General features: G+C 56.7%; 18 protein-coding genes and 5 pseudogenes. 7 read left to right on the top strand and 16 right to left on the bottom strand.

Annotated elements, in window-relative coordinates; genetic code table 11:
- Window positions 1-1,977, bottom strand: a complete 1,977-nt coding sequence (locus tag Mame_RS26570) for a hypothetical protein (protein ID WP_155122040.1) — start codon at window positions 1,975-1,977, stop codon at window positions 1-3.
- Between the two features lie 736 nt (window positions 1,978-2,713).
- A complete protein-coding gene (locus Mame_RS06730) occupies window positions 2,714-3,088 on the bottom strand; it encodes a transposase (RefSeq protein ID WP_079920717.1) in 375 nt (124 codons plus the stop codon).
- 65 nt (window positions 3,089-3,153) lie between these two features.
- Here Mame_RS06730 and Mame_RS27240 point away from each other — a divergent pair.
- Both Mame_RS27240 and Mame_RS06725 read left to right on the top strand, forming a co-directional pair.
- Window positions 3,154-3,291, top strand: a pseudogene (locus tag Mame_RS27240) (transposase); the annotation flags it as partial.
- A gap of 97 nt (window positions 3,292-3,388) precedes the next feature.
- Window positions 3,389-4,495, top strand: a pseudogene (locus Mame_RS06725) (IS256 family transposase); the annotation flags it as partial.
- 167 nt (window positions 4,496-4,662) lie between these two features.
- Here Mame_RS06725 and istB read toward each other — a convergent pair.
- The 4 genes from istB to Mame_RS27605 all read right to left on the bottom strand — a co-directional run bounded on the left by istB (window position 4,663) and on the right by Mame_RS27605 (window position 6,908).
- Window positions 4,663-5,334 carry an IS21-like element helper ATPase IstB gene (gene istB, locus Mame_RS06720; protein WP_018064950.1) on the bottom strand — a complete coding sequence of 224 codons (672 nt, stop codon included), beginning with the start codon at window positions 5,332-5,334 and terminating at the stop codon, window positions 4,663-4,665.
- A complete protein-coding gene (locus Mame_RS27670; protein ID WP_418287798.1) occupies window positions 5,246-6,034 on the bottom strand; it encodes a Mu transposase domain-containing protein in 789 nt (262 codons plus the stop codon). Before Mame_RS27670 ends, istB begins: the two co-directional genes overlap by 89 nt.
- A 256-nt stretch (window positions 6,035-6,290) precedes the next feature.
- Window positions 6,291-6,542 (bottom strand): hypothetical protein, encoded by a 252-nt coding sequence (locus Mame_RS27610; RefSeq protein ID WP_335645177.1) that lies wholly within the window; start codon window positions 6,540-6,542, stop codon window positions 6,291-6,293.
- 78 nt (window positions 6,543-6,620) lie between these two features.
- Window positions 6,621-6,908: a hypothetical protein gene (locus Mame_RS27605; protein WP_335645176.1), complete on the bottom strand. Its 288-nt coding sequence runs from the start codon at window positions 6,906-6,908 to the stop codon at window positions 6,621-6,623.
- A gap of 417 nt (window positions 6,909-7,325) precedes the next feature.
- Between Mame_RS27605 and Mame_RS06710 the strand changes: the two genes are divergently transcribed.
- The gene (locus Mame_RS06710) at window positions 7,326-7,655 is read left to right on the top strand and encodes a transposase (RefSeq protein ID WP_235726817.1); all 330 of its coding nucleotides are present in this window, start codon (window positions 7,326-7,328) and stop codon (window positions 7,653-7,655) included.
- Window positions 7,656-7,715: 60 nt separating this feature from the next.
- A complete protein-coding gene (locus Mame_RS06705; protein ID WP_018064947.1) occupies window positions 7,716-7,919 on the top strand; it encodes an IS5/IS1182 family transposase in 204 nt (67 codons plus the stop codon).
- A 154-nt stretch (window positions 7,920-8,073) separates the two neighbouring features.
- On the opposite strand, the gene Mame_RS06700 is transcribed toward Mame_RS06705, so the two are convergent.
- From Mame_RS06700 to Mame_RS06650, 10 genes and pseudogenes are all read right to left on the bottom strand, one after another.
- Window positions 8,074-8,958: a sulfotransferase family protein gene (locus Mame_RS06700; RefSeq protein WP_018064946.1), complete on the bottom strand. Its 885-nt coding sequence runs from the start codon at window positions 8,956-8,958 to the stop codon at window positions 8,074-8,076.
- 139 nt (window positions 8,959-9,097) lie between these two features.
- A pseudogene (gene tnpC, locus Mame_RS06695) lies at window positions 9,098-10,689 on the bottom strand (IS66 family transposase).
- A gap of 128 nt (window positions 10,690-10,817) precedes the next feature.
- Window positions 10,818-11,162: pseudogene (gene tnpB, locus Mame_RS27235) on the bottom strand (IS66 family insertion sequence element accessory protein TnpB).
- Between the two features lie 160 nt (window positions 11,163-11,322).
- Entirely contained in the window at window positions 11,323-11,502 is a 180-nt protein-coding gene (locus Mame_RS06680) for a transposase (protein ID WP_235726850.1), read from the bottom strand.
- A 42-nt stretch (window positions 11,503-11,544) separates the two neighbouring features.
- A pseudogene (locus Mame_RS06675) lies at window positions 11,545-11,862 on the bottom strand (integrase core domain-containing protein); the annotation flags it as partial.
- 138 nt (window positions 11,863-12,000) lie between these two features.
- A protein-coding gene (locus Mame_RS06670; RefSeq protein WP_155122068.1) for an IS3 family transposase occupies window positions 12,001-13,103 on the bottom strand; the annotation gives its coding sequence in 2 pieces (ribosomal slippage) (window positions 12,001-12,842 and window positions 12,842-13,103; 1,104 coding nt in all).
- Window positions 13,104-13,250: 147 nt separating this feature from the next.
- Entirely contained in the window at window positions 13,251-17,534 is a 4,284-nt protein-coding gene (locus Mame_RS06665; RefSeq protein WP_018065258.1) for a rhamnan synthesis F family protein, read from the bottom strand.
- Window positions 17,535-17,939: 405 nt separating this feature from the next.
- Window positions 17,940-19,439: a glucosyltransferase domain-containing protein gene (locus tag Mame_RS06660; RefSeq protein ID WP_018065257.1), complete on the bottom strand. Its 1,500-nt coding sequence runs from the start codon at window positions 19,437-19,439 to the stop codon at window positions 17,940-17,942.
- 43 nt (window positions 19,440-19,482) lie between these two features.
- Window positions 19,483-20,430, bottom strand: coding sequence for a glycosyltransferase family 2 protein (locus Mame_RS06655; RefSeq protein WP_018065256.1), 948 nt, complete (start codon window positions 20,428-20,430; stop codon window positions 19,483-19,485).
- Window positions 20,423-20,869: a GtrA family protein gene (locus Mame_RS06650; protein ID WP_155122037.1), complete on the bottom strand. Its 447-nt coding sequence runs from the start codon at window positions 20,867-20,869 to the stop codon at window positions 20,423-20,425. Before Mame_RS06650 ends, Mame_RS06655 begins: the two co-directional genes overlap by 8 nt.
- Before the next feature lie 503 nt (window positions 20,870-21,372).
- Here Mame_RS06650 and Mame_RS06645 point away from each other — a divergent pair.
- From Mame_RS06645 to Mame_RS06635, 3 genes are all read left to right on the top strand, one after another.
- A complete protein-coding gene (locus Mame_RS06645) occupies window positions 21,373-22,254 on the top strand; it encodes a LysR family transcriptional regulator (RefSeq protein WP_018065254.1) in 882 nt (293 codons plus the stop codon).
- A gap of 118 nt (window positions 22,255-22,372) precedes the next feature.
- Window positions 22,373-22,852 carry a formate dehydrogenase subunit gamma gene (locus Mame_RS06640; protein ID WP_018065253.1) on the top strand — a complete coding sequence of 160 codons (480 nt, stop codon included), beginning with the start codon at window positions 22,373-22,375 and terminating at the stop codon, window positions 22,850-22,852.
- The gene (locus tag Mame_RS06635) at window positions 22,849-24,420 is read left to right on the top strand and encodes a formate dehydrogenase beta subunit (protein WP_018065252.1); all 1,572 of its coding nucleotides are present in this window, start codon (window positions 22,849-22,851) and stop codon (window positions 24,418-24,420) included. The genes Mame_RS06640 and Mame_RS06635 overlap by 4 nt, the downstream gene beginning before the upstream one ends.
- Window positions 24,421-24,424: the final 4 nt, after the last annotated feature.

The raw sequence follows: 24,424 nt of genomic DNA, 5'->3' as shown, positions 1-24,424 counted from the left end.
TCAAAAGTCCGGACCGTCGTGACGATCCCTCTCTTCCGGAGCAAGCCCTCCATGTGTGCCAACGAAATTGCCATCCGGATCAAAGTCCAGAACCACCCTGCCGTCATAAAGGAAGTGGCGACCGTTTGTGTCGGCGCGCAGCCACTCCCTGCCATCATGACGTTCGAATGATATTTTCGGCGTGGTGCCAGCGTCTTTTGCCACCGCCAACACCTTGCTAATAAGCTCAGCTCGGCTCGGAGCGCCTGTCAGCTGCCGATCGGCTGCCCCAAGGCCTTCAGGAGAGACTGCACGTCGCGGCCGATTTTTTCCATATTGGCTTGCTGACTGTCGATCTTCTCCGCCATTTGTCTGATGGTCTCGTTGTTCGCCTGTTCCGCCGTGAGCGTTGCGTTCACCTGCTGCAGTTGATCGGCCAGTCCGTTCAGAGCGTCCGAAAACTCTTTCAGGCGATCGCCCAGCTTCGGCTTGTCCTGCTGCTCCATCATTGCCAGAAGCGGGCCGACCAGTCCGGCCAGCGTTTGCAGGAGCTCTCGCAATTCTCCCCACTGCTCCGGCGGCGGCGTGTCGTCTTGTTTCATTCCATTTCTCCATATCTGTGGCTATGCGTGTGAAGCGCTCAAGGCCGGTCTGATCCAGGGCGTCGAGCATGAGGGCCACCAACTGCCGCTCCCTCAGACGGGTCAACACCCGTTGCAAATGGGTTTTCAGTCCGGTGAGGAGCGCTCTGGCGTCGAAATCCGGCTGAGGTAATTGAGCGCCGGCGTGACTGCCGTTTTCCACTTCTTCAGTTCCGCCATCTCCGCCTCCAGCGCCGCGATCCTGAACGCCTGTTCCTGTTCGCGCTGCCGCAGGTGCGCGATGAGATGGCGCTCCATGAGACTTTCTGTCTTGGCCATGGGTTCCTCCATAGATGAAATCGGGATGACAGGGGGGAAGCGGCAGACCAGGCATGGCAAGCACCGCTTCAGAATTGGGAACAGGTGCAAGGGGATACCCGTATCGTTCTGCGTTACGAATGGCGCATCCCTGCATCCGCTCATGAAGGTCGCGCGGGGCCCGTGCGATTTCCGCCTCACGCCTTGTCTGATATTCGGGTCTGCTCATACCGAGAAACGGCACGCCGTTTTCGAAAGCCTGAGACATGAGGTAGCCACCGACCTTTACATATCCGCCGATCCCGGGATCACGGATGGTGACGCCGTTTCTGCTTGCCGACGTCACGGGAAATAACTCGTTCGGATAGCCATCAGCCGCCATATGGGCCAGCAGCAACGATCGCTTGTCGGCAATGCCGTCTTCGACGAAGCCTTCGGCGATGGCGGCGAATTCAGTGCTCTGCAACTGCCTTGCGGAAATGCCGTTGCGACGGTTTTCCGCAGCCTGTTTCAAGACGAAATCCGGAAGAATAATTTTCCGTCTCCGCTCAAAGGCCATAGGGTCTGCCCAGCCAAACCTGCTGTTCAGCACATCCCGAAACGCCTCCCACAGGCGTTGGCTGCCCTCGCGCGGCGGGTGGGGGTTGTGAGAAAGAATCTTGCCGTTTGCCGCCAGTACTGCCCGCGGCATCAGCACGTTGATCTCAAGACGCCCTGTGTGTGTATGCGTGCCGACCAAAGGTGCAAAACGAGCCTGGTGCGGTATCCCGGGATAGGCGCATTCCTGGAGCAGCCGCAGCGAACGGCCGATTTGATCGCGCAAAACACGGTCGCCACCATTGAAGGCCGGCGCGGAAATGTCCTCCTGCAGGAAGGACAGTGTCATCGCGGTGTAGCGGTGCTGCGTTCTCAGGCTACGCACAACGGTGAGCATCAGATCGGGGTTTCCCAGCAGCAGCTCCGGTGCAGGATCCCGTCGGATGGTAACCCGTTTTCCCGCGAGATTTTTCCGCGCCATTTCCTGCAGGAAGTAGATGATGGCGCGCAAGATTTCGCTGCTGATCGTGTGGCCGGTATGAGGAGAAAAGCCGAAGATCATCTTCTCGTTCTCCGTTTGGTCAGCTGCGCACAGTGCCTTTCGATCGCAATGAGTTCGAACAGCAAACCCGGCGTACACACATGGCGACTGCCCCCAAGTCGTATCGCGACCTCACCCAGAGCCGTCTCGATTGCCTGAACAGACGACAGTAGCTGAAGCGTTTCTACGGAACCGGAAGAGGGCCGATTGCAGCGACGGCGCACATACTCGGATATCGATATGCGACCGGCAGCTGCAGCCGCCTTCCATTTTTTCCAGGTCTCATCATCGACCTGAATCTCCCTCGACTTTGCTTTTTCGTTGTCCGGTTTACGCGGTCTGGCCATAAATGCCCTTTCACAGGCTCCGCGAAATAGTCGGTTTTCCCCCGGGTGTTTTGCGGAACCTTGATCTTAAGAGTCCGCGAAAAACATGAAAAAACAAATCGGGAACATTTGAAAAAATTCACCCATTCCGAATATTCGCTGTTACGCATTGAAATCATTACGGAAAAAATGAAAAATGAATGATTGGTGGAGGACTAAGAGTACGGACTTTTGACCGGTTCCGGATTTGAATTACAGCCTAAGGAGGCATCCCCTCCGGTCAGTGAAATGTCGGCTTTCCGAGCTCGGCGGCAGACGGAAGCGCCTTTATGGAGCGTCGAGATTCAGTCCCGCAGCACATCGGGAAGCAGTGCTGTCGATAGGTTATGGCCACCCGCGGAACCCAAAATAGCGTAGTGGATGGCCATAAGTTAGGCCGTAGCCTCGTAACGCCCGAGCCAAAGTCGAACTGAGAAGAGTTTCATAGCGGCGAGATAGTTGTCGGCCCGTTGGTCGTGCCGCGTAGCAATTCCACGCAACTCTTTGACGCGGTTGAAGAACCGCTCGACCAAGTTTCGGTAGCGATAGAGAAACCGGCTGAAGGCAAAGGATTTTTTGTGGTTTCGATTTGGCGGGATGTTGGCGAATACCTTTGCTCGAATTGCCGTCGCGCGGATGGCGTCAGTGTCATAGCCACGATCGGCTAAAAGCTTCGTTCCGGCATGAAGCCTAGTGAGCAGGGCTCCAGCGTAGCGACAGTCAGCATGCTGTCCTTCTGAGTGTCTGTCCAAGAATGGCGATGACATCGCGGGGTTGAGTGAAAGGCGGCAATCAGATTCTTTGTATTTTGCGACAAATACGGAGATATCGATTGGCCTGGACACCCTTCACCCGGCGTCACCCTGAGAGAAGCCGCCTGCGCTATGCAAGCGACCTGACGGATCGGGAATGGAGCATGGTTGAGGCCTTTATGCCGCCGCATCCATTGCGCGGTCGCAGACGCAAAACCTGATCGTGTCCCAGCGCGTGGTGTAGCTGGATTTCATAGCCATCGGTGATTTCCGTTAGGGTCGGGTTGTTCAAGACCAACCTGAAGGACACCACCGATGACCGACGACATGATGAACCTGCGCTCACTCGTTGAGAAGAGCGCCGACGCCGATTTGCTACGCGAGATGATCGGCTTTGCGGCCGAGAAACTGATGGCGCTGGAAGTCGGGGCGAAGACCGGCGCGGGTTACGGCGAGAAGAATGGCTTTCGCCTTGCCCAGCGCAACGGCTATCGCGACCGAGATTGGGAAACGCGAGCGGGGACGGTGGAGCTTCGTATTCCGAAGCTTCGCACCGGCAGCTATTTCCCGAGCTTCCTCGAACCGCGCCGCATGGCGGAGAAGGCTCTGACGGCGGTGATCCAGGAGGCCTACATCCAGGGCGTTTCGACCCGATCCGTCGATGATCTGGTGAAGGCCATGGGCATGTCTGGTATCTCCAAGAGCTAGGTCTCCCGGCTGTGCGAAGAGATCGACGACAAGGTGAAGGCCTTTCTGGACAGGCCGATAGAGGGAGAATGGCCCTACCTCTGGATTGATGCCACCTATCTGAAGGTCCGGCGCGGCGGTCGTATTGTCTCTGTCGCCGTCATCATCGCGGTGGGTGTGAACACCGACTGTAGGCGCGAAGTGCTCGGCATGGAGATCGGAACATCAGAAGCCGAGCCGATCTGGACAGAATTCCTCCGCAACCTGACCAGACGCGGGCTGCGTGGTGTCAGGCTCGTTGTTTCCGACGCCCATGAGGGCATCAAGGCCGCCGTGTCGAAGGTGCTTTGCGCCACCTGGCAGCGCTGCAGGGTCCACTTCATGAGAAACGCATTGGCCCATGCCGGAAAGAGCGGGCGGCGCGTCGTCTCTGCCTTCATCGCCACCGCGTTTGCACAGGAAACGCCGCAGGCCGCAAGCGCCCAGTGGCGCAGTGTCGCCGACCAGATCAGGCCGAAGGTGCCCAAGCTCGCAACGCTCATGGACGGCGCCGAACAGGACGTGCTCGCCTACATGACCTTTCCCAGGCAGCACTGGGCCAAGCTTCACTCGACCAACCCGATCGAGCGCCTCAACGGCGAGATCAAGCGACGCACTGAAGTCGTTGGCATCTTCCCCAACGACGACGCCATCGTCAGACTGGTCGGTGCCTTGCTCCTTGCGAATTCCGATAAAGCCGGCCATGGATTCCGAAACGAAGGCGGCCACCCATTCCAATTTCATTCCGGCCGGGATTCCGATTTGAAGCCGGCCACCGTTGGGGCTGAACCTGGGTCAGTGTGGATGTTTGGTTCGGGTTTTCCTTCCGGTCAAGTCCGCGCTGTATCAGCGGGCGTGATAGTTCAATTTTTGCGCATGCTCTCGCCCGTCAGTTCGATGCGATAGGCATTGTGGACGAGGCGTTCGAGGATGGCATCGGCGATGGTGGGATTGCCGATGATTTCATACCATTGGTCGACGGGGACCTGACTGGTGACGATGGTCGAGCGGCGCTCATAGCGATCCTCGATGATCTCAAGGAGGTCGCGTCGCTGATCGTCATTGAGCTTTTCGGGACCCCAGTCATCAAGGATGAGCAAATCGGTTCTCGCCAGCGCCTTCAGCATCCTAGCGTACCGGCCATCGCCGCGCGCCAGGGCAAGTGCGGCGAAGAGCCTTGGCGCACGGTGATAGACGACGGAGAAATCCTCCCGGCAGGCCCTGTGGCCCAGGGCGCAGGCGAGCCAGCTCTTGCCGACGCCGGCCGGACCGGTGACGAGGAGCCCGTGCCGCTTCCGTATCCAGTCGCAGGTGGCGAGATTAAGGAACAGCGTGCGGTCGAGACCGCGTTCGGCACGGAAATCGGTATCCTCGACCTGCGCGGCATGGCGCAGCCGGGCTGCCCGGGCGCGGACCTCGAAGCGCTTCTGCCGCCGCAGCGTCGCTTCATGCTCGAGAAGGATGGCGAGCCATTCGCCATGTTCGAGGGCGCGGGTTTCCGGCTGTGCATCGAGGTCCCGGAAGGCTTTGGCCATGCCGTGAAGGCCAAGCTCGCTCAACTGGTCCAGTGTGGGATGGGTCAACATGATCTTTTGTCTCCTTAATGGAAGTAACCGGGGCCACGCAGATTGACGTGATCCATGATGGCGCCGGGACCTGCGGTTGACCGGGCTGCTTTATGGTTGGCAATGAGCGCGGCAATACTCTTGCAGGTGAACCCGCCGATCTCGACCGCACAGGCCGATACCGCTTCGGCATGGTCATGGCGGAGCTCTCGGTAAAGCCGGAGCACCCCCAAACATGTTCTGAAGCCCTGCTCAGGGTGCGCCGGCTTGCCAGGATGGCGGCGATCAGCCCTTCCGTCTGTGGTCCTATGGACGCGGCCCACCGCCGGAAGCGGTCCGGCGTCCATTCGGCATACCGTCGGTGGGAGCTGGGCATATGGTCGGGGATCGTACCGTAGCGGCGCCCGCCATAGCGTCGTTGATGGATTGCTATGCGCTTGCCGCGGAGGAATATCTCGATCGTTCTCTGCGTCGCGCGGATGTCGACCTGCTGACGGATGAGGCTGTGCGGCACGGAATAAAAGAAGCGGTCGAACTCGGCATGATAGTCCGTCGACACGCGGGCAAGCCGCCATTCGGCGAATTCGTAGTCCTCGCCGGGCAGGCTCGAGAGTGCGGGCTTCTCGACAGTTTCGAAAAGATGGCGGCCGCTGACGCCAAGGCGCCGCATGACATGATCGTTGATGCGATCGAGAGCGCCGGCGATTGCGGCGTTCGCCTTGGCAAGCGAGAAAAAGGTCTGCCGCCGCAGCCGGCCGAGGATACAGGTCTGGGCGAAACGGACTCCGTTCTCGACCTTCGCCTTGTCCTTCGGACGTCTCGGCCGGGCCGGCAGCACGCCGACGCCACAATGGGACGCCATCATGGCGTAGCTGCGGTTGACCTCCGGATCGTAGAAGGAAGCGCGGTTGACGCCGGACTTCAGATTATCGGGCACGATCAGGCGGGACGTCGCCGAAGAAGCGGAACATGCGCACATGCGCGCCGATCCAGTCCGGCAACGTCTGCGTCCAGGTCGCTTGCGCATAGGTGAAACCGGAAGCGCCCAGAACGGCGACGAAGATCTCCGCCTCGCGGATCGCGCCGGTCAACGGGTCGGCGATGGCGATCTTCTTGCCCGAATAGTCCACGAAGACCTTGTCGCCGGCAACGTGATCCTGGCGCATTGTCGGTGACAACCGCTTCTCGAAACTTCGGAAAAGATCACAGAAACGGCTGTAGCCGTAACCATCGGGGTGAACGGCGCGGTACTCCTCTCACAGGATGAGCAGCGTCACGCCAGGCTTGCGCAGTTCCACCGCCAGTTCCGTCCAGCCGGGTTCCGGTCGCCGCCGCAAACCCGGCTTGACACCGGCGCGTGCGAACAGCCTGTCCTCGATCGCATCGTCGGTAAGGTCACCGCAAAGCGGCCAGCGCAGTCCCGCCGCGGCCGCTCGCTTCAGATTATCCTGAACGGTCCTGCGCGCCACGCCGAGCGTCAATGCAATCTCACGGGTGCTGGTCTCGTCTCCGGCAAGCCGGAGCATCTGTCGTAATTGTCTCATGGTCAGCCTTCTCTTTGCCGGCATCACGCTTCCTTTGTTCAAAAGGACAGTCATGCCAAAGTTGCTGACCCAGGGGGTGTCTGCCTTCAAGGTGGCCGGTTATTGATCGGAATCGTGGCCGGCTTCATTCCGGAATGGCGGCCGGCTTCAAATCGGAATACCCGGCCGGTTAACTTCGGAATCCGCATTACTCCTGGAGCAAAACGACGAATGGGCCGTCCAGAGGTCCCGCTACATGACCCTTGAGACAATCGCCACGATGAGCGAGATCCGCTCATCAGCCTGCCAGCAGCAAGCTGACACTCATCCGCCCCTCTGGGATGAGCCGTGGCCGTCTAAGATACACCACGTCTCGGGACACGATCCTCCGCGATAAACGCCATTTTCTACCTGCTGCAATCGGGTTGCCAATGGGCTTTGCTGCCGCACGACTTTCCGCCGAAGAGCATAGTCCATCACTATTTCAAACGGTTCTGCCGGGACGGGACATGGCGACGTATTCATGACGCGCTCTATTGCCGGACCCGGCGATTGGAGGGGCGCGAGGAACAGCCGTCGTTTGCCATCAATGACGGCCAATCGGTGAAGACTGGCCCGGATGCCCGCCGCGATGTCGGTTATGATGCAGGCAAGAAGGTCAAGGGCCGCAAGCGGCACATTCTGGTCAACACGCTCAGCATGCATTCAGGATCGCGACGGAGCAGCGCTCGTGTTCAACAAAATCGCCAATCGTTTTCCTTTCATTGAAAAATCTGCGGTGACGGCGGCTATCAAGGCCAAAGGGTCGAAGAGGCAAGCCCGAGACCGATGGAGATCATCGTCAAGCGCAATCAAGCAGGCTTTCAGGTTCTGCCGAAGCGCTGGATTGTCGAACGAACATTGGCGTGGCTCGGGATAAACCGCCGTTTGGCAAAGGATTCCGAGCGGTTCTCAGCAACAAGCCTCGCCTTCATTCAGACCGCTATGATCAAGCTCATGACAAGGCGGCTCGCTCGATATCCGCTTTCTTGAACAGACTCTGAGAGTCGGACTCGAAAAGCTCTCAATAGTGGGCTTGATTTTGCAGAGTACAAGAGGATGCACACCAATGTCCCCGACGATCATGGTTTCCGCCATTTGCCAGCCTCGTGTATCAAAAGCTGTTTGCAAGCCAAGTTGGAGCCTTTTATTTACCTGCGTATTCCATTAACCGCTCATTGAAAATGGCTCTCAAGTCATCAAGTTTTTCTTGGGCCGCCAACCCACTTTTCTGGTCTGTGACTAGAAAAAGCGATTCATGGACCGCCATGGCAATATCAAACAACTCTCCGGAGGGAGCGGCGCCGTCACCTGCATGATGGCGTAATTTGCGATCGAGAAATGCGTCCACCTTTTCCGATCGCTCCTGCGTCTTAGAAAGAACGATATCGAGACTTCCGCTTATATCACTGACGGTTCTGCGCCAGTCGGAGAGCAAATTGTCGTAGGAAACAAAAGCCCGGCGACGACGTCGCGTTGCTTTTTCGGCGTCTAATTGATTTCTGATATAATACATAAGACCTTGCTCCAGCGAAGAGCCGTCTCTGGCTCTTAGTGACCCGGCAATTTCAGCCGGATTTCTAGAAATGAAGCAGAACACCGGGTCGGCATCCAGCTTTTGGAATATGATATCCCATAGGTCGAGCATACGGCACATGCGCGGCTCCTTGAGTACGCAGAGCGCGGCGTCGCCGTAATTCTGCTGGAAGGCGCACGCAATTCGCTGCGTGTAATCCTCGACCTGACTCGCGTCTAGCCTCTCGAAAGGGAAGGGACGACAGTCACTCCATTCGCTGTCAACAGCTTCTAGGATTTCATCGTGGAGATTAGCCAGATCCTGAGGCTCAAAATACCCCTTCTCATTTGCCATGTTTGCTGACATCAGGTTCTTGGGAAGCGTGCATCCGAGAATGCCCAATGTCCCGGTAAGGGCCGAAGTGCCGCTGCGCGCTCCGATAACAGTCACCACCGTACGTCGAGTGGTGCGCTTGTAGCGGAAGAATCTACCGATGTCTTTGAACTTGCTGATCATGCTCTATCATTTCCTCAGTGTCTGTCTCGAATGTCGCTGAACCGCACCGGGTCTGCCGCAGGCCGTTTGGTTTAAGTTATGCGGCCATGGCTGGTTCGTCCAGCATGGCGAAGTGTCGTAAGCGGCAAGCCGAGGCCGTTCAGGCGTGGTAATTCCACGGCATAAGCGCGTCGATTTCACTGCTCGGCCAACCGTTGGCGATGCGCTCGAGGGTCTGGGTAAGCCAGGCATTCGGATCGACATTGTTCATTTTTGCCGTCTGCAGCAGCGTAGCGATCGTTGCCCAGCTTCTTCCGCCGCCGTCGCTGCCTGCAAAAAGTGCGTTCTTCCGCGTTATGGCCTGCGGCCGGATTGCCCGTTCAACGATGTTGGAGTCGAGCTCGATGCGGCCATCGCTCAGGAAGCGCTCAAAGATGGCGCGGCGCGTGGTCGCATAGCGGATCGCCTCGGCGAGCTTCGATTTTCCGGATATCCGTGGCAGGGTCTTGTGCCAGAGATCGAAGAGTTCAGAGACAATTACGGCGGAGGTTTGCTGACGCACCGCGACGCGGGCGTCGGGACTTTGACCTCGAGCGGCCTCCTCGACCTGCCAGAGCTTTGCCATCCGTTCGACCGTCGCCGTTGCTACCTCGGAGCTTTTCCCGACATGTAGTTCATAGAACTTGCGCCGACTGTGTGACCAGCAACCAGCCAATGTGACGCCATCATTGCCACCGTCAGATCTCGCGAGCTTGTTGTAGGCGGCATAACCGTCGACCTGCAAAATGCCGTGATAGCCATTCAGGTGGCGGGCAACGCATTCGCCGGATCGACTGTCCTCGAAGCGGTAGGCGACCATCGGCGGGCCGCTGCCGCCGAACGGACGATCATCCCTGGCATAGGCCCACAGCCATGCTGTTTTCGTTGCTCCCGAACCTGGAGCAAGCGTCGGCAACGTCGTTTCGTCGGCGAAGACCCGTTCGGCCTTCTTTATCTCGACAAGGATGTAATCGGCGAGGATTTCCAGCTCGAAGCCGAGCTTGCCCATCCATTGCGCCATCAGCCTGCGGTCGAGTTCGACCTTGTCGCGGGCGTAGATCGCCTCCTGTCGATAGAGCGGCAGGCCATCGGCATATTTTGAGACGGCAATCTGCGCCAGAAGCGCCTCTGTCGGAATGCCGCTCTCGATGATGTGTGCCGGCGCCGGCGCCTGAACAACACCATCTTCATTTCTGAAGGCATATTTCGGCCGGCGGGTGACGATGACGCGGAACTTCGCCGGCACAACATCCAGCCGCTCGCTGACATCCTCCCCGATCAGCACCTTTTGCCTGCCGGCATGCTCCGGCAGCTCTTCCGGCTCGATCACCACTTCGACCCGTTCCAGATGCGGGGCGAAGCCTTTGCGCGGCCGCGGCGGACGCTTGCCATCAGCACGCTCGTGGCTCTTCTTGAGCCCGGCCTTGATTGCAGCAATGCCGGTCTCGATTTCCTCGAAGACGAAAGCCTGCTGTTCGTTGTCGGCGGCGTGCAGGCCCAGCTTTTCCGATCGCCGGCCGAAGCGGGCACGATCGAACGCTTTCAGGATCTGCATCAGCCGCCCAATGCGCTCATCGGCATCGGCGTTTTGCGCCTTGAGATTGGCAACCTCGGCTTCCAGAGCGTCGGCGCGCGCCGCCTTTTCTGCCATGGAAAGCGCAACGCTTTCAGCGATTCAATGTTATCAGGAAGCTGGAAGGCGGGCGGTGTCATGGGGCTACCAAAGCACAGTTTTCGCCGGTTTCCTGCCTTTTCAGCCCGGTGTTTCACTTCGCAGCAGGGCCTTTTGTTTCGGCGCAATCCCGGACGATGAACCGGTGTCCACTTCACCTGGAATTGCTCTAGCCAACGATCTCCGGCGGCTTGACAGGCCGAGATCGAACCCGCTTCCAGTCCATGCCATCAATGAGCGCCGGAAGCTGGGCGTGGTTGAGATGAATCCGGTTATGGCCCATGCGGGGCCAGCAGAACTGCTCTTTCTCAAGCCGCTTGGCGTAAAGGCAAACGCCGGACCCGTCCCATCAGACGATCTTGATCCTGTCCGCGCGTTTGGCCCGGAAGACATACAGCGCGCCGTTGAACGGATCGCTGCCGGCATCCCGCACCAGAGACAGCAAACCGTCCGGTCCCTTGCGGAAGTCGACGGGATGGCTGGCAAGGAAGACCTTCGCACTCGCGGGGATCATGCCGAACGCACCGCACGGATAACCCGACGCAAGTGCGCTTCGCTGACATCTGCCCGAGCACGTATGATTACCTCGCCGATGACAACTTCGATCAATGTGCCGCTGGCTTCTGTCACTACAGCTTCACGACGTGTCGGTTCCTTCAGACCCGCCCGGGCATTCAGGACTGCACGACGCCAGTCAAAGAGTTAGGATGGATGTCCAGTCGACGCGAGATTGCCGAAACATTTGCTCCTGGCTCGAGCGCCTCCGCCACCGCTCGGGCCTTAAAATCATCAGAGCAGCGTCGGCGTAGCTGCCGAGGCACACCCTCGAAGCGGCCAGCGACAGCTTCAATCATATGGAAAGTTCTAGTTTCAGGACCAGGCGCAGACATAGAAGCTCACTGCAGTTCAATATGTCCGATACTGTTATCCCAACGCCAAACCACTCGGCCAGATGGGGCCAGCTTGTCGCTTACGAAGTGTCGCTCCTCAGCTTCGGCTGGCGGAATATTTCCAATGGACTCCAGAAGACGACGGCGGTTGAACCAGTCGACTCATTCGAGTGTGGCGAATTCAACAGCTTTGAAGTTTCGCCATGGTCCACGCTGATGGATGACCTCGGCCTTGCAAAGACCGTTGATTGTTTCGGCGAGCGCATTGTCATAGCTGTCACCGACGCTTTCGACGGAAGGCTCGATACCTTGACCTGCACCCCTTGCGTCCCTCGTTTAACTTGAGAGTTTGCGTTTTTTTGCTCTGCGCCCATTTATTGGACCGCCGGATGTTAGATTTTTCCGGCTCTTGCTCTGCGCCCATTTATTGGACCGCCGGCTGTTAGATTTTTCCGGCTCTGATCACGATGGCGGGCTGGCAGCGCCACCGGGATTGTGCAACGCGATCGGGACGTTGTATCCGATCGCCGAATGAGGACGATCCTCATTATAGTGCTTACGCCAATCCTCCAACTTTTCGCGCGCATCCGCAAGGGTCATGAACCAGTTTGCGTTCAGACATTCTGCACGCAGCTTGCTGTTGAAAGCTTCGATGAAGCCGTTGTCGGTCGGTTTGCCAGGCCGCGAGAAGTCCAGCGTGACCTTGTTCACATAGGCCCACAGATCGAGGTCACGGGAGATAAATTCGCTGCCATTGTCGACCCGTATCGTCTTCGGATAACCGCCTTTCCTGCAAATCCGTTCCAGCGTTTGCACCACATCCTCACCGCGATAGGTAAAGCGCGGGTCGGTGGCCGGGCTGAAGCGGGAATGGATATCCACAATGGTCAGGATTCGCAGCTTCTTGCCTGCCGCGAGCTGATCATGAACAAAGTCCATCGCCCAGATATCGTTCGGCCCTACGGCCTCCTGGCGATCCTCGCGCAGCTTTACCTTCACCCGGCGTTTCGGGTGCTTGTTCCTGAGCTGCAGCCCTAACGCCTTGTAAATCCTGCGGGTCTTCTTGATATTGACCATCCAGCCTTCTCGTCGAAGGAGTACGTGAACACGCCGATAGCCAAACCGGACGCGTGTCTCGCATATCTCCTTGATCCGTCTTTCAAGAGCGGCCTGACCGATGCGGCGGGATTTGTAATGGTAGGTCGAGGTGTCGAACGTCAGAACCTTGCAGGCTCGCCTGATCGACACCCCCCAGTCCACCAGCATCCCATCCACAAGCTTGCGCGTTCGGGCAGGCCTCAGAGCTTTCGGCGGATGACATCCTGAAGCATCTCGCGGTCCAGCGTCAGGTCCGCCACGATCCGCTTCAGTTTCGCATTCTCATCTTCCAAAGCTTTCAGCCGGCGCATCTCGTCAGGCAGAAGACCTGCGTATTTTTTCTTCCAGTTGAAGTAGGTCGCCTGGCTGATCCCGGCCTTGCGGCAAATCTCCGCCACAGGCACACCGTCATCCCCCTGCTTCAGAATAAACACCTTCTGGGCGTCCGAAAACTTCGATGCCTTCATCTCTTCCACTCCTTCTCCCAGCCAGGAAAATACCGCGGAATACTCCAACAGCAAACGATCCAGTTTTCAGGGCGCAGAGCACTGCCCGACGAGATGCGCCGGCTAAAGGTGCAGAGTTTGAGATCCATGCGCTCTCTCGGCAAGCCTCTATTTTTCAAATGGAACGAAAAGCGATGCAACGTTTCTTTCAAAAAGCTCTTTCGAGCAGTCGCATGCGACCGCCAATAGTGCTTTTTCACGGATGTGGGACCAAACTTCCTTGCCCGTATAGAGACTTACGCATTTATCAGCGAAGTCTTTTGCCGTTGAGGCTGCGAGAATTTCGCTATCGGGAATGAAGCCGACCTGAGAGGCGATCAAATCTGTGGCAACAACAGGCAAGCCGAAGCTGGCAGCCTCATGAACCTTTGCGGGGATGCCAGCCGCAAAACGTGTAGGTGCTATGAATACGCGGTTCTCATTGTAGACGTGCGAAAGGTCAGGGATCATTCCAAGCAGCCGGACACGCTCGGATGCAATCCGTTCGAGATCCTCAGACTGCACACGCCCCGCCACGTTCAGCTTCCAATCTGTGCCAAGCTTCTGATCTAAGAGCGGCATTACCTCTTCCACAAACCAGACAAGAGAATCGACATTCGGCGAAGCCTCTCGTGTGCCATCGAGAGCGCCGACGAAAAGCAGGTCCGATCGCTCCTCGAAACTCGCCGTGGAGGGCTTGGCGTCCACCATGTGACCGATCACTTGAATAGGCGCTGAAACACGTGAGCTGATGAGTTTCTTTTCGCGCTCGCAAACCGTAACGACAGCAGAGGCTCCCTTCATCAAGCCAATCTCCTGTTCATAGGCGGCACGGTAATCCTTTTCTTCGAAAGGATTTTCGAAAAGCGCCCGACGAATCTTCTCTCTTTCGACGAAAAGCGCCTCTGCATCATAGATGAGCTTGAGGCGGGAAAGAAACGCGCGACCGCACGCCTCCTGAACGCGCGCCATGTTGCCGGGCCGGCTCACAAAAACAGCATCGAATTCTTCCGCGCGCTCCCTCAGAAAGCCAGAAAGCCCCGGCTCGCCGAGTTCGGCAGCGACCTCTATGTCTGGTCCGAAGTCAGACCAGAATTCATCAACATCCAGGCCCGGAAAATACAACGGGTAGAATGTGACATCCCACCCAAGAGCGGAGACCGCTTTGACCAAATCCCGCGCGCGCGGATAGCCAGCTCCCAGGTTGCGGTAGGGCACGCGGTCGTCAATCATCAAAACGCGCTTCTTGCGAAGCGAATCCAATGCCGCGCGCGGGCCGATCTCATGAGACGGATGGTTTTTCAGGGCAGTGGCATGCTGAGCCAGAAAAAACTTGTGATTCCTCTCCTGCAGGTCGATCGCCTGCTGGCGAACCGTCGCGCTGCCGAACTCGTAATGCTCGATCGTAATTCGCGGATCATATATGACCTTGTACCCGGCTGCGCGGATTTTCATGCAGAGATCTGTTTCCTCGTAGTATGCAGGGGCGTATCGCTCATCAAACCCGCCCAACTTCAAGTAGAGAGAGCGTCGCAGCATCATGAAAGCGCCAGAGCAGTAATGCACTTCACGCCGGAACTGAAAGGCGGGCGAATTCGGGTTCTGTCCGCGTCCGTATCCTACGCATGTACCATCCGACCAGATAACGCTGCCTGCTTCCTGCAAGGATCCATCCGGCAGGATTATCTTCGCCCCAACAACTCCGGTCCCGGGGTCTTCAAAATTCGCTGTGGCGATCTCAAGACAGTCGCTGGGCAACACGGTGTCGTTGTTCACTAACAACAGAAATTCACCCTGAGCCAAAGCGGCGCCGCGCCGGGAACCGCGCAAGAAATGCTCGTTCTCGTCGTTCAGCACAATTTTGGCGCCATCGACACGGGAAAGCAGCTCACGCGTTCGGTCCGTCGAAGCATTGTCAACGATGATCACTTCAGCCGGAACTGTCATGGCCTGCCGAAGCGAAAGAAGGAACGGGTAGGTCAGTTCAGCGCTGTTGAACAAAACAACCACGATAGAAACAAGGGGCTTCTCGGTAGAGGGTAGCTCGATGCGTTTATCCGTCTCAAGAAATGTGTTGAGCTCAACAGTCTTCTTTGACTTGAAATGGGCCTTTTGAAACTGGGCTCTCTGCACTTGGCTGCCGTAGCCTTGACGCTCGCTGGGGGGCAGAAGGAACGATCTCTTCTCAGACAAAGCTTGCACCAACTCATCACGCGTGGTGATCGACTTATCTTTGCGAGCTTGCGGTGAAACAAAATTCCACCCGAAGCCGGCCACCTCTGCCGAAAGAAACGGCATTCGCTCGATCGCATGCGCCAGGGTTCCATCAGTCTGACCTGCTTCCGGTTCAAAGTCAGCGAACTCCAGGCCGATGTCGAGGATGGCAGCCAGAGCCGCTGACCGCGCCCAATAGATTGAGCCAGCCGGAAAAGCGCAAGGCATATCCTGCATCAACGTAACACCCATTTTCGCCGCCAACTCCGAGCTCCGCTCGAAATTGTCAATCCAATTCACATAAGGCTCATTATGCGGGTGATAGGTCGGAGCTAACACTCCAAGTGTCTCATCGGCCTCAAATGCGGAAAGAATGCTGTCAACAATTTCTGGGGATCCGATTGTTGATGCCATCATCCTATCCAGCCAATCAGCCAATTCGGGGGTATGACCTGACCGCTTCGTGTGAATGTGGAAAACATAGTCAAATTTTAATATGTCTTTTCGAAAATTCACAAAGAATGGAGCTATATCACGGCCTATATTCGGCGTTATATCAACTCTAGCATTACCCCTGTTCCAGTATGTAACCCTGTTTAGAATCTTTCTTTTCTTTTCCTCACTATCAGTTGATATGAATGTTTCAAAAGACCATTTAATATTCGAGACAAAAGAAATTATGCGATCGAAATCCTCAACATAGTAAACATGGATAAAAACAGCGATTCGCTTCCCCGTGACGGGAAGTTTTTCACGATAAACAAAAGGCAAGCCGACAGAGGGCGTGTCGACGGCTCGATTGACTATCGTTGTTGCAGACGGCAAACCCGCTAAGGCGCTAGGAACAGCGTGCTGCTTCCGGTAATTTCTTCGCTTGCGACGATTGAAGGGATGTTTGATAAGCGCGGCACGACGAAGCCTCGATTTCTCGCTTTCTATACGGGCGTTGTCCGCCTGCTGAAAAACGGCTGAGGTAGACGCCCCGCCCGCAAGGCGCGAGCGTAGCTTCAATTTTCTTCTATCCCGGTACTGCTTACGTTTCTTCTTGCTCAGAGGGTGCAACAGCAAGGCACGCCAACGAAAGGAGCGTTTCCTCCTTGCCCAGACAACTGCGAAAGCCCGATCGACAACCTCGGCAACGGCGGCCTCTTTTTGTTTTTCGGCTAATTTGGCGCTGGCTTGAGCTGCTTCCAACTCGCGCCTGTGTCGCTCTACCGTCTCAAGTAAAGTTTTGCGCTCGCCTTCAACCTCAAGTCGAGCAGAGTGTTCTTGAGCAAACGACTCATCTTGCGCGGCCAAATCTCCCTTGAGCGCGGCTAGCTCCGCTGCGATTGTCGCCTTGCTTTGCTCCAGACTGTGAATAGTCCCTTCAAGACCTTGATTTCTCTCCTTCTGAGCAGTCAACTCGGCGCTTGCGGCCGGATAGTTTACGATCGCGTCCTCAACTGGGGCCAGATCGAAATAGATGCTGTTAGGCAACGCAGGCAGTTCTGCATCCGAGACGGCGGCCACACAATAGACAGACCTGGCCAGCCCGGTGCTAGCCTCGAATCGATCTTCGCTTCGGCGATCAAAGCTGACCAATTGCTGGTTGTCATGCCCCCGGTCGCACACGATCACGGACCCGAGAACCGCCCTCTGCCCGAAGAAAGCGACGTTTTGAAATCGGTGCGACAGGAGGTCCTGGAATTCATTCTGGGTCAGTTCGCGGACATGATGCGGGTTGGGTGGAGTGCCAAAACCGGAATAAGTATCGCGGTTCGGCGAACTGATGAGTGCGAAGCCGTCGGGACGAAGAACGCGCTTGATCTCAGCCAGGAATTTTTCCTGATCATAAAAATGCTCAATCGTTTCAAAGGAGACAACGCAATCAACGCTTTCCGCCTCGAGGGGGATGTCTTCCGCTTTTCCCGCCCGATACTCCAGGTTATCCGCATGATAGTTATTTTTGGCGTGCTTGACCGACTCTTCATCAACCTCAACGCCAACGACCGAACGCGCCACCTGGGCAAGCAACGCGGAACCGTAGCCTTCGCCAGATGCGATATCGAGAACATCCAGCCCACGACATAGTTCCCGCGCCAGAAAATACCGATGCAAATGCTCGAGTTCGACCTGCCCTGAAACCTTGGGTGTGAAACGCTCGCCAGTCCAGTCGAGAGAGGTCTTGGCCGCCGGCCTTTGAAATAGTTCGCCCATGTTCATCTTTCCGTTCTGATTATTGACCGACTCTTCGGTCGATCAACCAAAGGCTCGCGCACGGCATTGAGGCACCTACCGATACATTTCAACCGTGTGGCGTCCGCTGATCGACAACGACTTTGCACACCCCTTGTGCCCCGTGGATAATGCTGGCCGCATTCCATCGCAGATGCTTGGCAAATATCCAGTGTTCTTTTGAACGAACATCATGCTGAAGATCAACTGCGAATCTCTGGGCTGAGCCGAAGTTTTTCAACACATCCAGATTGAATGGCGGAAATACGTGGCCTTCGCATTCCACCCACCGACCAACTCTAACGAAAGCAGAGCCACAGCCTCTGCGCTTTAAGAAAGAGATGACCGCATCAAAAGTCACACGAAAGCGAAACAGCGCGAAACAGGTCAGTTCACGTTCACCACAACACATCCCAGATCTGTGTAGACTGAACCCCTCGCAGGCCATTTCGGTTTCGACGCAGACTGCGCAAGCAACTCTTCCTTTTTTCCGAGTTCGGCCGGAATGAACCTGTTATCCACGAGCCGGAAAATCCACTCCTTGGACCAGGGCGTGGCCCGGGCTGTGCCGGCAAAACCGCGCGGCCCTGCTGACGTCGGCGTATTGAAGTTGACCGCTATGCATATCGAGGATTCGTTTGCCATGGCGCTATCCTGAAGCACATCGTCTATTCTTGAAATGATCCTGTTCACTGCAAGCAAATCCTGTTGCGACGCAAGCGCGTTATCAAAGGAAAGCTTTGCAACCTGCCAGCTGCTGATCAACACAAACGCAAAGCCCAATACCAAAGAGGATTGCGCCAGCAGCGCCTTGCCATCGCCTCCCCTCTCAGGCGATGCCAATATCCATTGCTGGATGGGATAAATCAGGTAAATCGCGTGGACGAAAGAGAATGCAATAAGCGACCTGGTGCTGAAGGTATCAGCTGGAGATGCAAATGCGAGAAAATAAGGAGCAACCACCATTATAGCACTAAAAACTATAAATAATGCCAAAGAAGAAGCATTTCTACGTTTACTGCAGATAAAAAAGCAAAAAACATAAACAAAAAACGAAATAGATAATATAATTCTGTATATATCCGGGAAATATGGATCTTCTTTTCCAGCATTAAATGGAATAGACTGATTAACAAATAAATTACATATCCTGCCGAAACTCTTGAGCGCCTCGATAACGTCAATACTACTGCGTCCATTCAGCGGAACCCCTGAAATATAGGGAGATATTTTTGTCGTCACAACATACAATGCAGAGGATGCAACGACGATAGCAACATAATAGAATGCACGACGAATTATTTTTCTCGCACCTACATCCCCGATCTGGAAGATCAACGCCCCCAGAAACAGTACGACTGCAACCTCTATTGTCGGCTGGTAAAAGGCCGGCGCTAATCCCAGCAACACCGTGGCAGGTAACCATTTCGCCTTTATGGCGGCAAGATAGACGCCGCAAACCGACAGAAAAACGCCGAATGTGAAGGCGACCCAGGTAAGCTGAAACGAAAACAACCGGCCATAATAAAGGGAAACTGCGGAAAACAGCGTAAAAAACAGCATCACAGCGCCGGACTTGATACCCAAGACCCGGGCACCGACCATGCCTGACATCATCATGAGCACCACAGCCAGTCCGAGCGAGAACAAGCCGCCGGGGTTGTCGCCCTGCACCACATGGAAGATAAGGTAAAGGCCCCATCGCCCTTGGCTAAGATAGGTCAGCGAATCGTTTGATACAGACTGAATCTGGATCACGTCGTCCGCATTAAAATTCATGTAATAAGCGTGTCCGCCGTAAGACAGTAGGCAAATTGCGAAAATGCAACCGGCCAGAAACCTGTGATTCGCTGGATGGAACAGAGGCTCAAAAATACTGTTCTTCATGGAAGTCTGCTATCCGCTCGCATTGGTGGGCCCGGCAACGGCCTTATATCTTCTCATCGATGATAAAACGAGGCCGGCGTTTTACCTCGAGATATATCTTACCCACATATTCGCCGATAATCCCCATGCAGAAGATTTGAAGGCCGCCGAGCCACAACAGCGGCAGCACGATTGAAGCCCACCCGGGAACCGTGCTGTCGGCGACGAACACCCGCTCCATCAGAAACCAGAAGGCAAGTAGCATCGAAATCAAGAACACGGAGATCCCCAAAGCCGCCACGAAGCGCAGCGGTGCAGCGGAAAATGATGTCACGCCGTTGACGGCGAGCGATAGCATTTTCTTTAGGGTATATTTGGTTTCGCCGTGCTCACGCGACTGGCGATCATATTCAATGATCTGTGATTTGAAGCCCAGATTGGGTATGATGCCCCGGAGAAACAGGTTTGTCTCTTCGTGCGTGAGAAGTGCCTTCAACGCCTTTTGTGACATAAGCCTGAAGTCTGCATGATCGGGCACGATCTGCGCGCCCATCAGCTTCATCAATGCATAATATCCCCTCGCCGTGTTCTTCTTGAAAAAGCGGTCCTCGCCACGCGAGCGACGCACGCCGAGCGCGAGATCGGCACCGGTTTGATATGCCTTGAGCATCTCGGAAATCGCGTTGATGTCATCCTGAAGATCGCTGTCTATCGTCAGCACGACATCGGCGTCAGCAATCGAAAGACCCGCCAGCATGGCATTCTGATGGCCGTAATTGCGGCTCAGCTTCAAACCGCTGGCACCTATATCATGCGTAAAGGCTTCGATCTGCGACCATGTCCCATCTGCGCTACCATCATCAACGAGGATGATCCTGAACTGCTCCAGCCCCAGATCTTCGCGAGACAACAGCTTTTTGAGAAAGTCATTGAGGACCGGTATCGTGTGGGGAAGGTTTTCTTCCTCATTGTAGCATGGAATCACTACATCAAGGGAATAATGATCAGCCATCTTTTTCAAATATCCAGAATTTCATGATCAGGAAGAAACAAACATTATAGACCAACATCGCAACGGCCTGCGACACCATTTCCGGCAGATCGCCTTGGTGCGTCAGCGCGAGCAGCGCAGCGAGGTTGATGCTATAAGCCAAGGCAAAGCCTGCCAGAAAGCGGTACACCGCCTTCCTTCCATTCGTCGACGTAAAGGTAAATCGGCCGTTGAAGAAAAAACTGTTCGCCAGCCCGCAGGCATACCCTATCACGTTGGATGTCACGGGCGAGAAACCGAGATAGCTCAGAAGCACGATGACGATAAACGTGATGAGCGTGTTCATCACACCCACAAGTCCGTACTTTAATAGTTGCTCAACAACCAGCGGCATCGTCGCAACCGTCCCTTTCCAACTTCTTGTCGGCGCACCATTAGCGAGCCTTGGCGTTTGTGTCACGCGTGACCTCACCTCTTGCGTCCCGTCTAATTTGAGAGGTTGCGGGTTGGTGCTGAAAGTTGGTTGGCCTCCGTGGCCGATTTTGCATAGCCGATCCAACGTCGGCTGGTCAAACGGATAGATCGGTGGGACATCTATGTCAAAAAGTCCTGAAACTTGCTAACAGATCCGGGTGCCCCACTACTCTCTAAGTAACTGAATTAATAGGTAATATTCACTCCGCGTCTGGGCGCCACTTCTTTATATAAACGTTTGTTTTTCAGCCGGTTAAGTTCCGGCTTTGTCCACCCTGTTGCCCCTTGCGGAAAGCAGGACACTTTTGTCCTTGATGTACTCTCCTGAAATACGCTTGAGAGCGCTTTCAGCGCGCGTTTTCTGGCTTGCTTCCTGACCGTATGGTGTTCACTCTCTTTCGCGTTCAAATTCCGCGCCGGGTCCGGTCTCCCCTCTCCCGCAATTGCGTTAGAATGAGCGCGACAAGCGCCCGTCCGGATGGAAGATGCATGATTGAAAAACTGGAGATGTTCATAACCCTGGCGCGTGAGCGGCATTTCGGGCGCGCGGCGGAAGCCTGCGGCGTTTCGCAACCCGCGCTTTCGGCCGCCATCAAGCAGCTTGAGGAGCAGTTGGGCGTTCTTCTGGTCCTGCGCGGCTCCCGCTATCAGGGGCTGACGCCGGAAGGCCAGCGGGTGCTAGAATGGGCACGACGGCTGGTCGCCGATGCGCGCACCATGCAGCAGGAACTGAAGACCATTCGCGAGGGCCTGAGCGGTCATCTGAGGGTCGCGGCCATACCCACCGCGCTTTCCCATGTCCCGACGCTGACGGCGCCGTTTGTCGCGAGCAATCCCGGCGTTACGGTCTCGGTGCTGTCGCGGTCATCCGCCGAAATCCTGTCGCTTCTTGAAAATCTCGAGATCGACGTCGGCATCACCTATCTCGAAAACGAGCCGGTGGGGAAGGCCACGCAGATCCCGCTCTACCGCGAGACCTATTGCCTTGTGACTCATGCCGAAACGGATCTCGGCGAGGCCAAGCGGATCACATGGAACGACGTCAGCCGCCTGCCGCTCTGTCTTCTGACGAAGGACATGCAGAACCGGCGCATTCTCGATGGCATCCTCGCCGAGGTCTCCGCCGATGTCGCGCCGACGCTGGAATCGGATTCGATCGTCACCCTCTTTGCCCATGTGCAGACCGGGCTGTGGTCGACCATCATGCCGGAAAGCCTGGCTACGAGCCTTGCAAACGAGACCCTGAAGACCATACCGATCGTCGACCCCGTGGCCGGGTCAGAGGTTGGCCTCGTCGCCACGCATCGCGAGCCCTATGCGCCCTTGATCTCGGCCTTTCTGCGGCAGGTGCGCCATCTGGCCGAGGCATGAAACATGACCGTCGAACTCATCTATAAGGAAATGCCATCGACTGACGGAACTGCCGCATTGATTGTCCGTCCAAAAATATGACACTTTTCGAGATCAGTCGTATGGGTGGAGGAGCATGATGGATCTGGGTTTCGAGCGGGAGGCGGTTGCCGCGCGCACAACCGCGATTGTCGAAGACCATCTGCAGCGCGAAGCGCCGCTGCTGCCGATCCTGCACGATATTCAGAGCGAATTCGGCCATATCCCGGAAGCCGCATTGCGGCTCATCTCTGAGATGCTGAACCTCAGCCGCGCCGAAGTGCATGGCGTGATGAGTTTTTATCATGATTTTCGTCGCGAACCGGCCGGGCGTCACGTGTTGAAGATCTGTCGCGCGGAAGCCTGCCAGTCCATGGGCGGCGAAGCGCTGGCCGATGGCCTGCGCGCGGCCCTTGGCCTAGACTGGCACGAGACGACGGCCGATGGCAGGCTGACGCTTGAGCCGGTCTATTGTCTCGGTCTCTGTTCCTGCGCCCCGGCAGCGATGCTGGATAACGCGCTTTACGGCCGGCTCGATGAAGCAACCCTCAGGGACGTTGTCGCGGAGGCAGGGCGATGAAACCTGTGATCTTTATCCCCTGTGATGCCGCTGCCCTTGCCGTTGGCGCCGAAAAGGTGGCCTCGGCGATTTCCGAAATGCTTGCCGCGCGCGGGCTGGAGGCCGAAATCGTGCGCAATGGCTCGCGCGGCCTGCACTGGCTGGAGCCGATGGTGGAAGTGCGCACCGGCCATGGCCGCGTTGCCTATGGCCCGGTGAAGCCTGCCGACGTCGAAAGTCTGTTCGACGCGGGCTTCCTAGACGGCGCAGAGCATCCGCTTTTTCTTGGCGAGGCGCGGGAACTGCCGTTCCTGAAGCGGCAGACGCGGCTGACCTTTGCCCGCTGCGGAGTCACCGATCCGCTATCGGTAACCGATTACCGCCATTACAAGGGGTTGCGCGGTCTGGAAAACGCGATTGCCATGCAAGGCGCGGATATCGTTCAGACCGTCACCGATAGCGGCCTGCGCGGTCGCGGCGGCGCGGGCTTTCCCACCGGCATCAAATGGGACACGGTGCGCAAGGCGGAAGGCGCGCAGAAATATATCGTCTGCAATGCCGATGAGGGCGACAGCGGCACCTTTGCCGACCGGATGATCATGGAGGGCGACCCCTTCGTTCTGATCGAGGGGATGGCGATCGCGGGCATCGCGACGGGCGCGACCAGGGGCTATATCTATACCCGCTCGGAATATCCGCATGCGATCCAAACCATGCGGAAGGCGATCGAGATCGCGCGCCGGGAAGGCATTTTGGGGCCTTCGGTGCTGGGCTCCGGGCATGCTTTCGATATGGAAATGCGCGTCGGGGCAGGCGCCTATGTCTGCGGCGAGGAAACCTCCATGCTCAACAGCCTCGAAGGCAAGCGCGGCGTGGTGCGCGCCAAGCCGCCGCTTCCGGCACTTGAAGGCCTGTTCGGTCGTCCGACCGTGGTCAACAATGTGCTGTCGCTGGCCTCCATCCCGCTGATCCTGGATCGCGGCGCTGAGTATTATCGCGATTTCGGCATCGGCAAGTCGCGCGGCACGATGCCAATCCAGCTTGCCGGGAATATCAAACATGGCGGGCTGTTCGAGACCGCCTTCGGGATCACGCTGAATGAGCTGATCTACGATATCGGCGGCGGCACGGCGAGCGGCCGGCCGGTGAAGGCCGTGCAGGTGGGCGGCCCGCTCGGCGCCTATTTCCCGACGAGCCATTTCGACATCCCCTTCGATTACGAGGCCTTCACCGCCAATAACGGGCTGATCGGCCATGCCGGCATCGTCGTCTTCGACGATACCGCCGATATGATGAAGCAGGCGCGTTTTGCCTTCGAGTTCTGCGCGGTGGAAAGCTGCGGCAAATGCACGCCCTGTCGCATCGGCGCGGTGCGCGGCGCGGAGGTGATCGACAAGATCGCCGCCGGCGCAGGACTGGCCGAGCAAAAGACGCTTCTGGACGATCTCTGCAACACGATGCGGCTTGGCTCGCTCTGCGCGCTAGGCGGGTTCACGCCATATCCCGTTTCAAGCGCGCTGACGCATTTTCCGGAAGACTTCGGTCCGCGTCCCCAATCACGGCCCCAACCGGCAGAAGCAGCGGAGTAGTGTC

It is taken from the genome of Martelella mediterranea DSM 17316, from assembly GCF_002043005.1.
Lineage (GTDB): Bacteria > Pseudomonadota > Alphaproteobacteria > Rhizobiales > Rhizobiaceae > Martelella > Martelella mediterranea.
This window is presented reverse-complemented; position numbering and strand designations above follow the sequence as displayed.